The organism is Vibrio tubiashii (assembly GCF_028551255.1).
Lineage (GTDB): Bacteria > Pseudomonadota > Gammaproteobacteria > Enterobacterales > Vibrionaceae > Vibrio > Vibrio tubiashii_B.
The window spans coordinates 2,453,645-2,468,932 of record NZ_CP117029.1; the positions used below are offsets into that span (position 1 = coordinate 2,453,645).

General features: G+C 44.7%; 11 protein-coding genes and 4 tRNA genes. 10 read left to right on the plus strand and 5 right to left on the minus strand.

Translation table 11 applies throughout. The annotated features are described in order from the left end of the window. Positions 1–85 precede the first annotated feature (85 nt). From LYZ37_RS11255 to LYZ37_RS11275, 5 genes are all read left to right on the plus strand, one after another. Positions 86–1,264, plus strand: coding sequence for a serine hydrolase (locus tag LYZ37_RS11255; protein ID WP_004746248.1), 1,179 nt, complete (start codon positions 86–88; stop codon positions 1,262–1,264). 148 nt (positions 1,265–1,412) lie between these two features. After that, positions 1,413–1,691, plus strand: a complete 279-nt coding sequence (gene ybeD, locus LYZ37_RS11260) for a DUF493 family protein YbeD (RefSeq protein WP_004415161.1) — start codon at positions 1,413–1,415, stop codon at positions 1,689–1,691. Positions 1,692–1,869: 178 nt separating this feature from the next. Further along, positions 1,870–2,538 (plus strand): lipoyl(octanoyl) transferase LipB, encoded by a 669-nt coding sequence (gene lipB / locus LYZ37_RS11265; RefSeq protein WP_171325353.1) that lies wholly within the window; start codon positions 1,870–1,872, stop codon positions 2,536–2,538. A 7-nt stretch (positions 2,539–2,545) separates the two neighbouring features. Next, complete coding sequence (lipA, locus tag LYZ37_RS11270; protein ID WP_004746250.1) at positions 2,546–3,511, plus strand: lipoyl synthase; 966 nt, start codon at positions 2,546–2,548, stop codon at positions 3,509–3,511. Positions 3,512–3,752: 241 nt separating this feature from the next. Continuing rightward, on the plus strand, positions 3,753–4,079 hold the full coding sequence (locus LYZ37_RS11275; protein ID WP_171325355.1) for a hypothetical protein: 327 nt from the start codon (positions 3,753–3,755) through the stop codon (positions 4,077–4,079). A 159-nt stretch (positions 4,080–4,238) separates the two neighbouring features. On the opposite strand, the gene glyA is transcribed toward LYZ37_RS11275, so the two are convergent. After that, positions 4,239–5,489, minus strand: a complete 1,251-nt coding sequence (gene glyA, locus LYZ37_RS11280) for a serine hydroxymethyltransferase (RefSeq protein WP_272785543.1) — start codon at positions 5,487–5,489, stop codon at positions 4,239–4,241. 363 nt (positions 5,490–5,852) lie between these two features. Here glyA and LYZ37_RS11285 point away from each other — a divergent pair, with 363 nt between their 5' ends. Continuing rightward, a complete protein-coding gene (locus tag LYZ37_RS11285; protein WP_171383593.1) occupies positions 5,853–6,452 on the plus strand; it encodes a YitT family protein in 600 nt (199 codons plus the stop codon). A gap of 213 nt (positions 6,453–6,665) precedes the next feature. Here LYZ37_RS11285 and vexH read toward each other — a convergent pair whose 3' ends face one another. Both vexH and LYZ37_RS11295 read right to left on the minus strand, forming a co-directional pair. Then, entirely contained in the window at positions 6,666–9,788 is a 3,123-nt protein-coding gene (vexH, locus tag LYZ37_RS11290; protein ID WP_272785544.1) for a vibriobactin export RND transporter permease subunit VexH, read from the minus strand. Next, a complete protein-coding gene (locus LYZ37_RS11295; RefSeq protein WP_272785545.1) occupies positions 9,788–10,858 on the minus strand; it encodes an efflux RND transporter periplasmic adaptor subunit in 1,071 nt (356 codons plus the stop codon). The genes vexH and LYZ37_RS11295 overlap by 1 nt, the downstream gene beginning before the upstream one ends. Before the next feature lie 287 nt (positions 10,859–11,145). Here LYZ37_RS11295 and LYZ37_RS11300 point away from each other — a divergent pair. The 4 genes from LYZ37_RS11300 (at position 11,146) to LYZ37_RS11315 (ending at position 11,791) form a co-directional block, all read left to right on the plus strand. Further along, positions 11,146–11,230, plus strand: a tRNA-Tyr gene (locus tag LYZ37_RS11300). Between the two features lie 102 nt (positions 11,231–11,332). Next, a tRNA-Tyr gene (locus LYZ37_RS11305) sits at positions 11,333–11,417 on the plus strand. Between the two features lie 102 nt (positions 11,418–11,519). Next, positions 11,520–11,604 (plus strand) — tRNA-Tyr (locus LYZ37_RS11310). A gap of 102 nt (positions 11,605–11,706) precedes the next feature. Further along, positions 11,707–11,791, plus strand: a tRNA-Tyr gene (locus tag LYZ37_RS11315). Between the two features lie 135 nt (positions 11,792–11,926). On the opposite strand, the gene treC is transcribed toward LYZ37_RS11315, so the two are convergent. Next, the gene (treC, locus tag LYZ37_RS11320; protein ID WP_272785546.1) at positions 11,927–13,609 is read right to left on the minus strand and encodes an alpha,alpha-phosphotrehalase; all 1,683 of its coding nucleotides are present in this window, start codon (positions 13,607–13,609) and stop codon (positions 11,927–11,929) included. Between the two features lie 75 nt (positions 13,610–13,684). Beyond that, a complete protein-coding gene (gene treB / locus LYZ37_RS11325) occupies positions 13,685–15,109 on the minus strand; it encodes a PTS trehalose transporter subunit IIBC (protein ID WP_272785547.1) in 1,425 nt (474 codons plus the stop codon). Positions 15,110–15,288: the final 179 nt, after the last annotated feature.

Genomic DNA, 15,288 nt, shown 5'->3' on the forward strand with positions numbered 1-15,288 from the left:
AATCCAGTGTATCCAAACACCTACACTGGCTTGAGAGATTGATTCTGTTAAGATATGGACAGTAAACGATAATTCTGTAGTCAATATGAAAAAAACAACGCTAATTAAATCAGCTTTTGCGTCTTCTATTGCGCTTTCTGCAACTTTCGCATCTTCTGCATTCGCATCACCAATTGTGGTTCCTGACGCACCTCAAATCGCAGCCAAAGGCTACGTATTGATGGATTACCATTCAGGTAAAGTACTTGCTGAAAAAGAGATGAACACTAAGTTATCTCCAGCAAGTTTGACTAAGATGATGACCAGTTATGTCATCGGCCAAGAATTAGAGCGTGGCAACATCTCACTTCAAGATGATGTCACTATCAGTAAAAACGCTTGGGCGAAGAACTTCCCTGATTCTTCAAAAATGTTTATCGAAGTCGGCACTACGGTAAAAGTAGAAGACCTAAACCGCGGTATCATTGTTCAGTCTGGTAACGATGCTTGTGTTGCCATGGCAGAGCACATTGCAGGTTCAGAAGACGCATTTGTCGACCTGATGAACGCTTGGGCAGACACTATCGGCATGAAAGACACGCACTTTGCTAACGTGCATGGTCTAGATAACCCCAACCTATACTCAACGCCTTACGATATGGCTTTATTGGGTAGCGCGCTGATCCGTGACGTACCAGACGAGTACCGAATCTACTCAGACAAAAAGTTCACTTACAACGGCATCACCCAATACAACCGCAACGGTCTGCTTTGGGATAAGAGCATGAACGTTGACGGCATCAAAACTGGACACACGAGCAACGCAGGTTACAGCCTAGTTAGCTCAGCGACAGAAGGCAAAATGCGCCTAGTTGCGGTAGTTATGGGAACTAAAAATGCAAATGCGCGTAAATCTGAAAGCAAAAAGCTTCTGAGCTACGGTTTCCGTTTCTTCGAAACAGTTGCTCCTCACAAAGCCGGTGAAACCTTCGTTGAAGAAAAGATCTGGATGGGTAACAAAGATACAGTTGCGTTAGGTCTGGACCAAGATACCTATGTAACCCTACCTCGCGGCCAAGCGAAAAACCTTAAGGCAAGCTTCATCCTTGAAAAAGAGCTAGAAGCCCCAATTATGAAAGGTGACGTAGTTGGTAAGCTATACTATCAACTAGAAGGTGAAGATATTGCAGAGTACCCACTTCTTGCTCTAGAAGATGTGGAAGAAGGTAGCCTATTCAGCCGCCTATGGGATTACATTGTAATGCTGTTCAAAAGCTTCTTGTAATTCGAGTACTTAGCTTTGAAAAGCCGCCTAGTGCGGCTTTTTTGTTTTTCACGCTTTCGACATAGCGCAGAGGGTATCTTGAGTTCATCCTCGATAGACAGTACTATTCGGCGCTGCTAACAACGACTTCCCAACTTGGAGTTTCAAAATGCTGAACATTAATTCAGATGCAAAACTGAAAGACCTGCTTGAGTTCCCTTGTTCGTTTACCTACAAGGTAATGGGCTATGCTAAGCCTGAGCTTCCTGAAAAGGTTCTTGAAGTCATCCAACGCCATGCTCCAGGTGATTACAGCCCAACCGTAAAGCCAAGTGCTAAGGGCAATTACCACTCAGTGTCTGTCAATATCACCGCAACTTCTATCGAGCAAGTTGAAACGCTTTACAAAGAGCTCGGTGAGATCGACATTGTACGCATGGTGCTATAAAAAATTTGAGTTAACTCAATTTTTTTTGAAGGCAGCGAAAGCTGCTTTCTTTCTAGATATCAAACAGATAATTATCCTACAAAAAGTCTAGGGTTAAAAATGTGTTACTGGTATATAGTCCCTTGACCAGAAGCAGTTTATAATCCGTTAACTTTATTAACCGACGATGGAAAGCGGAATGCAAAACCAGCTTGTTGTAAAACATCTAGGAAGACAAGATTACGAGCCAATTTGGCAAGCAATGCATGACTTCACAGATAACCGGACAGAAGACACCGCTGACGAGGTGTGGCTTGTTGAACACAATCCAGTCTTCACACAAGGGCAAGCAGGTAAGGCGGAACACCTACTTAATACGGGTGATATCCCCGTTGTTCAGAGCGATCGTGGTGGCCAAGTCACCTACCACGGACCTGGTCAGCTTGTTGCTTACTTTCTGATTAACCTTCGTCGTAAAAAAATGGGAGTACGAGATCTTGTTACTCATATTGAGAATCTCGTAATTAATACCCTAAAAGCATACAATATCGACTCAGCTGCACGCCCTGATGCACCAGGTGTCTATGTAGATGGGAAGAAAATCTGTTCCTTAGGATTACGAATCCGTAAAGGTTGTTCGTTCCACGGCTTAGCACTAAATGTGAATATGGATCTTACGCCATTTCTACGTATAAACCCTTGTGGTTACGCAGGAATGGAAATGGTTCAAGTCAGCCAACTTGGCGGACCTGACGACATGACTCAAGTAGAGACAAAACTAGTCGAAGAACTGGTTGATTTACTTAACTATGAACAGGTTAATGTCGACACACAAGCAGGCCACAAGACCAACAATAACGAGAAGTAAGAGAAGCATGAGTAAACCAATCCAAATGGAAAAAGGCGTTAAGTACCGCGACGCTGATAAAATGGCACTGATTCCAGTAAAGAACATGCCTACAGAGCAAAAAGAAGTTCTTCGTAAACCAGACTGGATGAAGATCAAGCTACCTGCGGACAGCCAGCGCATTCAAGATATTAAATCGGCAATGCGTAAAAACAACTTACACTCCGTTTGTGAAGAAGCTTCATGCCCTAACCTTGCAGAATGTTTTAACCACGGTACTGCAACCTTTATGATTTTGGGTGCAATTTGTACCCGTCGTTGCCCATTCTGCGACGTTGCTCATGGACGTCCACTGACTCCTGAAGCAGATGAGCCGAAGAAATTGGCTAAAACTATTCAAGACATGAAACTGAAGTACGTGGTTATTACTTCCGTTGACCGTGACGATCTCCGAGATGGTGGTGCGCAGCATTTTGCCGACTGTAACCGTGAGATCCGCGAACTGAATCCGAACATTAAGATTGAAACGCTTGTACCAGATTTCCGTGGTCGTATGGACGTTGCTCTTGAGTTGCTAAAAGACAATCCACCGGATGTTTTCAACCACAACTTAGAGACAGCACCTCGTCTGTATCGTAAAGCGCGCCCAGGTGCGAACTACAAGTGGTCATTGCAGCTGCTACAAAAATTCAAAGAACAGCACCCAAATATTCCGACTAAGTCAGGCATTATGATGGGCTTGGGTGAAACAAAAGAAGAGATCGTCGAAGTATTGAAAGATCTTCGTGCTCACGGTGTCACTATGCTGACGTTAGGCCAATACCTAGCACCTAGCCGCCATCACCTACCGGTTGAACGTTACGTTCCACCGTCAGAGTTTGATGAGCTAAAAGAAATCGCACTTGAGCTTGGCTTTACTCACGCAGCATGTGGTCCATTTGTGCGTTCTTCGTACCATGCAGACTTACAAGCTCAAGGCGTAGAAGTAAGCTAAATTACAGTAAGACAATCACTTATCTATGCCTCTCGTTTTTGAACGTGAGGCATATTTTATTTGTAGCGATTTTACTCACCCGCCACAATCCACTACCATATCAAGTATTGAAACAACTTTGATACTAGAATGAAACTCTAGGTTTGATATAATACCTAAATCAAACTTTGTTCATGCCAATAACGTTATGTTCAGATAAATGATGGGATTGGCTTAAATACTCGAAATATTGGATAGACGCATGAAAAACATTTTTGCTGCCGCTGTTGTGGCTATTACTCTTGCAGGTTGTGCATCTGAACCCACTCAGCAAGACAACTACATGGACGCTTCTTTCGAACTTTGTAACACTGAAGTGAAAACTTACTCAGTCAGTGACGATGGTCGAGTACGCATTGTATGTGCTGATGGCTCTAAGTTTGCTCTTCGCACAGAAGCAACTCTAGATACTATGCGTGATATCAACGCTGACTACTGTAGTGGTGAAGGTCTATCTAAGTTCAACGAAAGCACTAAGTACTACCAGTTCCGTTGTAAATCTGGTGAGACAATCAGCGTAAACAAATAAGCTGAACTAAGATCTGAAACGGCAGCCCAACAAGGCTGCCGTTTTTATTTTGTACCTATCAGAAAAACAGGTGCTCAGACATTGATTCTGGTTGGTATTGTAGGCATAAAAAAACACCTCCAACAAGTTGGAGGTGTTTTCGATTAAGCAGAAACCTGATTAAGCGTAAACTGGTAGACGCTTACAAATTTCAAGAACCTTAGCTTTAGTCGCTTCGATAACTTCTTCGTTGCCGATGTTATCTAGAACGTCACACATCCAGTTCGCTAGATCTTTTGCATCGTCTTCAGTGAAACCACGGCGAGTGATTGCTGGAGAACCTACACGGATACCAGAAGTAACGAATGGGCTACGTGGGTCGTTTGGTACTGAGTTTTTGTTTACTGTGATGTTGGCTGCACCTAGTGCTGCATCTGCATCTTTACCTGTGATGTCTTTGTCGATCAGATCAACTAGGAACAGGTGGTTCTCTGTACCGTTAGAAACGATTTTGTAACCGCGCTCTTGGAACTGAGCAACCATAGCTTTTGCATTCTTAACAACGCGCGCTTGGTACTCTTTAAACTCTGGCTCCATTGCTTCTTTAAATGCAACCGCTTTACCCGCGATAACGTGCATTAGAGGGCCACCCTGACCACCAGGGAATACAGCAGAGTTCAGTTTCTTGTACATCTCTTCGCCAACATTAGACAGGATTAGACCACCACGTGGACCTGCTAGCGTTTTGTGTGTCGTTGTTGTCACAACGTGAGCGTGTGGCACTGGCGTTGGGTATACACCTGCAGCAATTAGACCTGCTACGTGAGCCATATCAACAAACAACCAAGCACCGGCTTTGTCTGCGATTTCACGCATGCGAGCCCAATCTACGATTTGAGAGTAAGCTGAGAAACCACCGATAATCATCTTAGGCTTGTGCTCAAGAGCCAGTTGCTCCATTTCGTCGTAGTTGATTTGACCCGCTTCGTCGATACCGTAAGGAATAACGTTGTAGTGCTTACCAGAGAAGTTTACTGGTGAACCGTGAGTCAGGTGACCACCGTGCGCTAGGCTCATACCTAGAACAGTATCGCCTGGGTTTAAAAGTGCCATGTAAACAGCACTGTTTGCTTGAGAACCAGAGTGTGGCTGTACGTTTGCATACTCACAACCGAAAAGCTCACATGCACGGTCGATAGCAAGAGCTTCTGCTTTATCTACGTACTCACAACCACCGTAGTAACGCTTGCCTGGGTAACCTTCAGCGTATTTGTTAGTTAGCTGAGAACCTTGAGCTTCCATTACACGTGGGCTTGTGTAGTTTTCAGAAGCGATTAGTTCAATGTGTTCTTCCTGGCGAAGAGTTTCTTCTTGGATTGCTGCGAACAGTTCCGCATCGTAATCTGCGATGTTCATATCACGCTTTAGCATCTGTATCTCCTGACTCAGATTAAGACTTAAAGTTTAAAAAAACTGATTTATGACCTCAATACCGACGTTTTTACCTGACGCAAACGTTTGCATTAAGCTAATGACGCGCATTCTACATAATTTGATCTAGGTCATAAAGAGAAAATTGAAATTTTTCTCATGCAGTTTTTTCATAATGCTTTACAAGGAATGTCATATTGAACATTTCTCCAAATGATGACTTAGAAAAGTGTCAATTTTATCCTTTACACTCCGTAAAACGATAATTACATAGGTTTACCTTAATTTTCCCTCTCAAGCTACCGAAATCCTCAATTTTTAAATAGTATGCACGCCAATATTCAGCAGTTAAATTTAAAATTGATGGAAAAACACTCAAGAAGAGAAGACTGGATCGCAATTCTGACCGGGACTTTTCTGGTTGCCCAAGGGGTTTTCTTTTTACAATCAGCGTCATTGCTCACTGGCGGCACAACCGGACTGGCACTGTTAGCTAGCCAGTTTGTTTCGTTCTCTTTTGGTACTCTCTACTTTATTGCCAATTGTCCTTTTTACCTTTTGGCATGGAAACGATTCGGTTCGCGTTTTGCTTTTAATAGTGCGATTTCTGGCGCCTTGGTCTCTGTATTTGCCGATCACCTCTATTTAGTGATTAGCTTAGATACCATTAACGAAGTCTACTGTGCAGTCGCAGGTGGTTTATTAATGGGATTGGGGATGTTGATACTCTTCCGCCATCGCTCTAGTTTGGGCGGTTTCAATGTTCTATGTCTGTTTATCCAAGATAAATTCGGCATTTCGGTTGGAAAATCTCAGCTAGCTATCGATTTTACTATTTTAGTCGCATCGTTTTTCTTTGTGTCACCGCAAGTTATCGTACTTTCTATCATTGGTGCTATCGCGTTAAACCTAGTGTTGGCAATGAACCACAAGCCAACCCGTTATAGTGTGAATTACGGTTAGAAACTGGATAACTGGATAACTGGATAACTGGATAACTGGATAACTGGATAACTGGAAAGTTTTTGAGGGTTGATACATGGTATCAACCCTTTTTATTTAGGAACGCTTCGCTATGGATTCGGGATGCGGGAACGAAAAACTCTCGCAGGGCGAAGCCCGATCCCGTTTTCCCGAAACGAAGTGTTCCATAGGGCATCGCCCGTTCCGGGCCCTTTACTCCAACTCCCCATGCGAGACACGTGCTTTCACATCGTGGCTTAGTTCTTTGTTTAGCTCAGCTTCCACATGACCCGGCGACTGAGTCGTTGCTGAAATCAAGCGGTACATTGCAGGGATAACGAACAAGGTTACTAAAGTCGCAAAACCCATACCAAAGAAGATCACCGTACCTACAGCCACACGGCTTTCATAGCCCGCCCCCGTCGACATAATCAGCGGTATAGCACCAGCAAGAGTCGTGAATGCTGTCATCATAATAGGGCGCAGGCGGCGCGCAGACGCATCAACAATAGCCTTCTCAAACTCAATGCCGCGATCGCGAAGTTGGTTAGCAAACTCAACAATCAAGATACCGTTCTTAGTTACCATACCGATCAGCATGATCATACCAATCTGGCTATAGATGTTGAGGCCTTGTCCCATCACAAACAGCCCAAGGAAGCCACCAAACACTCCCATAGGGACGGTAAACATAACAACTAACGGGTTGATAAAGCTTTCAAACTGCGCAGCAAGAACGAGATAAGCCACCAGCAGCGCTAAACCAAACACAACTAAGATACTCGACTGGTTCTCTTTATAGTCTTTTGACTCACCAGAGTAGCTCACCGAAATGTCACCCGGTAATAGCTCTATCGCTTGTTGGTCTAAGAAATCGAGCGCATCCCCTAAGGTATAACCGTCAGAAAGGTTGGCAGTAATCGTCACTGCCTTCTGCTTGTTGTAGTGCGATAGACGAATCGATGAGGCAACCTCTTCAATCTTAGTGACCGCATCAAGAGTGACCAATTCACCAGAAGCCGTACGCATATAAATTTGGCTCAGATCCGCGGCATTGTTAAAGCTGTTCTCATCACCACGCAAATAAACATCATACTCTTCACCGCGCTCAACAAAGGTCGTCTCACTCTTACCACCCAACATAATCTCAAGTGTTTCAGAGATCGCTTCCACGCTGATCCCAAGCTCGGCTGCGCGCTGTTTATCTACTGACACAACCAGCTCTGGTGTTCTTTCCGAGTAGTTGATGTCTGCCCCTTCCATAAACGGCGAATCTTCAGCAAGTTGCTCTAGTTTTTCTGCCCACGTTTTAAGTTCAGCATAATCAGAGCCACCAAGAACAAACTGAACAGGTTCGCTAGAGCCACCACGGAAACCTGGCATAAATGGGAATACTCTAACATCAGCGATACCCGCTAGCGCTTTGCGAACTTCGCCCAGAGCTTGCTGTGCGGTGACATCACGATCATTCCAATCTTCAAGGATCATGATAACAAAGCCTGTTTGGTCGCCCGCATTACCCCCAAAAGCTGGCGATTGAATGCTAAAGGATTTGAGGAAACCTTGTCCAAGCAGAGGCATCAAGCGTTCCTCAATGATATCCATGTTCGCCGCCATACGGTTATAACTGGTTGCATCTGCACCGCGAGCAAAAGCAAAGATAACACCGCGGTCCTCTGAAGGCGCTAATTGAGCAGGAACCTGCTGCATGAGTCCCCAACTACCGCCAACACACGCCATGATGACAAGTGGCGCCGCCCATTTCCAACTTAAAGCCCCTTTCAGAACCTTACGATAGCCTGATTCAAGGTGGCTAAACATATTATCGATAAACAGATTAAAGCGGTTTGGCTTAACATTGGCTTTTAGCAGCTTGCTGCCTAAGACTGGCGTCAAGGTTAATGCGATCAACGAAGAGAAGATAACCGACATCGCCAACAGTACCGAGAACTCCGTAAACAGTAAGCCGACCATGCCATCCATAAAGGAAATTGGTAGGAAGACCATGACTAGGACCAAGGTTGTCGCTACAACTGCGAAACCCACTTCACGTGTGCCTTTATAAGCAGCTAACAGGGGTTTCTCGCCACGCTCAATATGGTGGAAGATGTTCTCCACGACCACAATCGCATCATCAACAACCAGACCAATCGATAGGATCAAGGCCATTAAAGTGATCAGGTTGATTGAAAAACCAAAATAGTAAGCGGCGATAAATGATGAGATCAAAGAAACAGGAACGGTTACCGCTGGGATTAACGTCGCTCTTGCTTGGCCGATAAAGATGTACAGCACCAAGATAACGAGACCACCGGTAATAAACAACGTACTGTAAACTTCCGCAATTGAACGCTCGATAAACACAGTTGAATCATAATCAATGGCTAAGCGCGTTCCTTCAGGTAAGAACTGTTGAATATTCTCGACCTCTTTGTGCACTCTTGTCGCAACTTCAAGCGGGTTAGCATCCGATTGGGGTACGATACCCATACTTACGTTAACGACACCATCACTTTTAAAGGTCGAGTTTTCGTTCTCTGCGCCAATGAAAACATCCGCTACGTCTTTCAGATAGATTGGCGAGTTATCTGAAGCACGCTTGACGACCAGATACTCAAAGTCTTCAGCTTGGTTATAGCTGCGAGCAGTACGTACAGACATAACGATTTGATCGTTACGCACTTCACCACCCGGATTTTCAACGTTTTCACTGCGTAAGGCGGTTGTAATATCGGATGCCGTCACGCCACGCCCTGCCATTTTATCTGGTTTAAGCTTGACGTACATCACCTTGTACAAGCCACCGGAAACATCAACCGAGCTCACCCCAGAAATAAGGCTAAAACGGTCAAGTAGCACTCGGTCAACGTAATCGGTTAGCTGAGTCCGATCCATCTCGGATGAACTTAGGTTGATATAAAGAGAGGCTTCACCTGATCCATTGTTCTTAAAAACAACCGGGTCATCGGCTTCATCAGGCAACGCTCGCTGAGCCCTTGCTACCGCATCTCGAACGTCGCTGACGCCCGTATTCAGATCGTAGCCAAGCTCAAACGTAATAGTGATTCTCGAACTACTATTACGTGTTGTCGAAGAAATTTCATCGATACCACTGATGCCCGAAAGCTGATCTTCAAGTACCGACGTTATTTGGCTTTCAATGATGGTTGCCGAAGCTCCATCGTAACGTGTGTTGATCGAGACCACAGGGCTCTCGATATCTGGCATCTCACGCACCGCAAGCTTGCTAAATGAGACGATACCAAACACACACAGTAGAAGGCTGAGTACAACCGCAGCAACAGGTCTCTTTACTGAAACATCAGATAACAGCATTAGTCAGACCCTTCTTGGCTCTTTTGCGCGTTTTTAGGACGGCCATCGCTACCTAACTCAGAAACAGCGACACCATCGCGCATATTGACGATACCTTGCACAACGATCTTATCGCCGATAGAAAGCCCTTCTTCAATCACCACTTGGTTATCGACGCGCGCACCCAAAATAACTTCAGTACGTGTCGCCGTCCCCTCTTCATTTACGACATAGACGAAACGCTTGGTTCCCGAATATTCGAGAGCTTGAACCGGAATGATAGGTGCTTCAATGGCAGGAAAGTCCATTGCAGCCGAAACTAGCATACCCGGCTTTAACTGCTGCTCTGGATTAGAGAAGTGAATGCGAACCCGCAAGTTCAAGGTTTCTTGGTTAATGCGAGAGTCTATACCGACCACTTCACCACTGAAGGATTGACCTTGCCACGCTGCCGTCGTTGCGGTGACTTTCATACCATTAGAAAGTTGCGACAAATAACGCTCTGGCACCTGCAGGTCTAAGCGCATGATCGATAAATCATCTAAACTCAATAGCTCTGTGCCCGCGCTCACCATCTTACCGCGGCTAAAATCAATAAAGCCCACGGTTCCTGAAAACGGTGCGCTGATATATAAATCGTTAAGATCAGCATTAGCGGCATCTAATCGCGCTTTGGCGATGTCGACACTTGCCTCTTGCGCATCGATCTCTGTTTGAGTAATCGCATTGCGCTTAACCAAACGCTCAAATTCTTTAAGTTTACGTTGCTCATCTTTCAGATACGCTTTCGCTTCAGCCACCGAAGCCTTAGCTCTGTCATCGTCAAGTTGAATCAACAGTTGCCCTTCTCGAACAACTTGATTGGCTTTAACGGCAATCACGTCAACTTTGCCCGCCACTTCAGGCGAAATGATAACGGACTGCTCTGCATCCAATTTACCGACGAGTACAAGAGACTGGGATACTTGATGGGTTTGTACTTGCTCAGTGACAACAGTTACCTTCGATGGACCTTGTCTCTTGGCATACGATGCAGGAGCAGCAGCCAAAATAGACAGAGACAATAAACTCAGAACAATTTTATTTTTCATGGTTAGATTCTGCATAGATAAACTAGACATATTGTATCCGGTAATTCGCATTCTGAACGTCAACTAATGTAAAGAGCGAGAAATATTATGTAAGTAAAGCCGTTGATTGTTTGAGCTTTATGGTTAATTCCTGCCATCTTTGCCCAAAAAGGCATCATTCAATTCAAAATTATAAGAAAACGCTTTACAGCTTTTACGAGTTTGCTATGATGCGCTCCGCACTTGAGAGATGTGTTGGGAAAACATCACTTAAGCCTATTCCTTGATTGAGAGTAGGAAAACACCCTGGAGGGGTTCCCGAGTGGCCAAAGGGATCAGACTGTAAATCTGCTGGCACTGCCTTCGATGGTTCGAATCCGTCCCCCTCCACCATATTTCTTCTTATGACTACTCTGAGTGGATAACCCATTCAATAAGTTGTGAGAAACACTTGAATAATGTGTTGGGAAAACATTACCAAGTATAAAACACCCTGGAGGGGTTCCCGAGTGGCCAAAGGGATCAGACTGTAAATCTGCTGGCACTGCCTTCGATGGTTCGAATCCGTCCCCCTCCACCATATTTTCTTATAATAGTCTGCTCGGTGAATAAACCGTTAGATATGTTGTGAGAAAGACTTGAATAGTGTGTTGGGAAAACACTACCAAGTATAAAATACCCTGGAGGGGTTCCCGAGTGGCCAAAGGGATCAGACTGTAAATCTGCTGGCACTGCCTTCGATGGTTCGAATCCGTCCCCCTCCACCATATTTCTTCTTATGACTACTCTGAGTGGATAACCCATCCAATAAGTTGTGAGAAACACTTGAATAGTGTGTTGGGAAAACATTACCAAGTATAAAATACCCTGGAGGGGTTCCCGAGTGGCCAAAGGGATCAGACTGTAAATCTGCTGGCACTGCCTTCGATGGTTCGAATCCGTCCCCCTCCACCATACACAGAAAACCAGCTCATTGAGCTGGTTTTTTTGTACCTATTGAAAATCTAAGCGCACTTCTATTCTCTATTCTCGCAAGCATAAAAAAAGCCCCGTCCTGCGGGGCTAAACAAACTAACAACTATAGGGGGGTTAGTTTTCTAAAAGAATAATGCGTGTTTCATAAGGGCGAAGCACTTGATGCTGAGATACCTTGTCACCAGAAAGCTCATAGTTCCCCAAAACGTACTGTGCTTTATCGCAATCAAACCCTTCAGGTAAGACACATTCTGTTTCGGCTGCGTAATAGTTATTCAAACAAATTAGGGTCTGACTTTGTGACTGACGCTGATAACCGAATACCGCCTTATGCTCAGGATAGAGATCGACATAGCTACCTGTAGTGATCACTTCAATCTCTTTACGTAACTGAATCAATTGCTGATAAAAGTAGAATACTGAGTTTTTATCTGCTACTGCTTTATCTGCGTTAATTTCCGCATAGTTACTTGCCACTTCAAGCCAAGGCTGCGCTTTTGAGAAGCCAGCATACTGCTGCCCATTCCACTGCATCGGCGTACGAGAGTTATCACGAGATTTTTGTGCTAGAATCGCCATCATTTCTTGATGTTCAACGCCTTGCTCATTGACCATGATGTCATACATATTGGTGCTTTCTACATCACGATATTGCTCGATAGAGGTGTAACCTGGATTGGTCATACCAATCTCTTCACCTTGGTAGATATATGGCGTCCCTTGCATCATATGCACAGAAGCTGCGAGCATTTTGGCCGATTCCAAACGATAGTGTTTGTCGTCACCCAGTCGGCTTACCACTCGTGGCTGATCATGGTTACACCAGAATAGTGCACCCCACCCTTTGCCATTTAAACCTGTCTGCCAATGATTAAAGATCTGCTTCAACTGAGAGAAATCGAACGGCGCTTTGGTCCACTTTTCACCATTTGGATAATCGACCTTTAAGTGGTGGAAATTAAACACCATCGACAACTCTTTGTTATCAAGCGATGAATATTGCTGACAATGCTCTAGGGTCGTCGAAGACATTTCACCCACCGTCACACTGCCGTACTTCTGGAATACCGCCTCGCTAATCTCTTGCAGATATTCGTGTACGCGAGGTCCATCGGTATAAAAGCGTCGACCATCGCCAAGGTGATCATCGGGGAAGTCCTGCTGTTTAGAAATTAGGTTGATTACATCCAGACGGAAGCCATCTACACCTTTTTCAGCCCAGAAGCTGATCACTTCTTTGACTTCGCCGCGAACTTTCGGGTTTTCCCAGTTTAGGTCGGCCTGCTCTTTGGCGAAGAGATGCAAAAAGTACTGACCCGTTTTTTCATCAAGCTCCCAAGCACTGCCACCAAATTTTGATTGCCAGTTGTTAGGGATTCCGCCATCAACCGGATCTTTCCAAATGTAGTAATCACGATAAGGACTGTTTTTATCACCGAGCGCAGACTGGAACCACTCATGCTCAGTCGATGTATGGTTGACTACGATATCCATAATAATGCGAATACCACGCTGATGAGCTTCAGAAAGAAGCTGGTCAAAATCATCCATGGTGCCAAAATCAGGATTGATCGCGTAGTAGTCTGAGATATCGTAACCATTGTCAATCATTGGTGACTGATAAACAGGTGTTAGCCAAATCGCATCAACACCCAATAGTTTCAAGTAATCAAGCTTAGAAATAATGCCTTGAATATCCCCTGTTCCTTTACTGCCACTGTCGCAAAAGCTCTTAGGGTAAATCTGATAGATCGAGGCGGTTTTCCACCAATTTGCATCATTAGCGATAGTTGTCATTGCTAAACTCACTTACCAAAAAAATAATAAACTTTGAAAAAGGAGCGACGAAATGTCGCTCCGAAAAATGAAGGGTTACGCGTTCGCTGGCTCTAACTCGCCTTTTATTTGCGCACGCTTGTAGAAGAACAGGGTCAATGCGGCAGGTACCGCAATTGCCACTAGCATTGCGATAGCAAAGATGCCCCAGAATTGTGGTTGGATAGATAAGATACCTGGTAGACCACCCACACCAATACCGTTCGCCATAACGCCCGCACTACCACAAATGGCCGCTGCAATTGCACTACCAATCATTGCGCTTAGCATTGGGAACTTGTACTTCAAGTTAATACCGTACATCGCAGGCTCAGTTACTCCTAGGTAAGCAGAAATCGCCGCTGGAACTGAAATGTCACGCTCGCCATGTTTTTTGCTGATGATGATAATGCCGACAACCGCTGAAGCTTGAGCAATGTTTGATAGAGCGATCAATGGCCAAATTGGCGTACCACCTAGGTCTTGCATTAGTTGCAGATCGACGGCGTTAGTCGTGTGGTGAATACCAGTGATAACAAGTGGCGCGTATAGGAAACCAAATACCATTGAACCTATAACAGCAAAGTCTCCGGTCATCGCCGCTTTCGCTGCAAATGCCACACCATCGCCTAATACACGGCCGAATGGACCAATTAGAGAGTGCGCCAATACCACAGAAACAATGATAGAAACGAAAGGAACGACAACTAAGTAAAGGTAAGAAGGAACAATACGTTTAAGGTTAGTTTCAATAAACGCTAGCGCCATACCCGCTAACATCGCAGGAATCACCTGAGCTTGGTAACCGACTTTTTCAATCACGAATAGACCAAAGTCCCACACTTCTGGGGCTTGCTTACCGATAAGATAGGCATTCATCAACTGTGGAGAGACCAGAGTCACACCTAGAGTGATACCTAAAATTGGTGTGCCTCCTAGCTTCTTCACTGTTGACCAACATACCCCAACAGGCAGGAAGAAGAAGATCGCTTCACCGATTAACCATAAGAAGCTATGAACCGTTGCCCAGAACTGACTAATTTCAGTTAACGACTGGCCATCAAACATCTTGATGTCACCAATCACATTACGGAAACCTAAGATCAAACCACCAGTGATGATTGCCGGAAGCAGCGGTACAAAAATTTCAGCAAGATGGGAAATACCACGTTCCAATACATTCATATTTTGGCGAGCAGCAAGTTTCGCTTCATCTTTTGACGCCTCGCTTTTACCTGATAGCTCAATCAGCACTTTATACACTTCATCAACTTCAGTACCGATCACTACCTGGAACTGACCCGCATTGGTAAAGCAACCTTTTACGATTGGCAACGCCTCTAGCGCTTTCTCATCTGCCTTATCGGTATCATTCAATACAAAGCGAAGGCGAGTTAGACAGTGGCTTACACTCGCGATGTTTTCGCGACCACCTACTAATTCAATCAGACGCTCAACTTCTTGTTTCGCAATCTTACTCATATCCATGTCCACCCTAATTGGATTCTCATTCATCTGTTGTCAACAATGTTGACGATTCAAACTGACTAAGCTTGTTGTTTTTCTACTTATGGGAACATTCCCAATTGTGCTTATTATATTGTCAGATCTATTTACAGATAAAAATGGGAACAGTCCCATTAATTGAAAGAGATCACAGT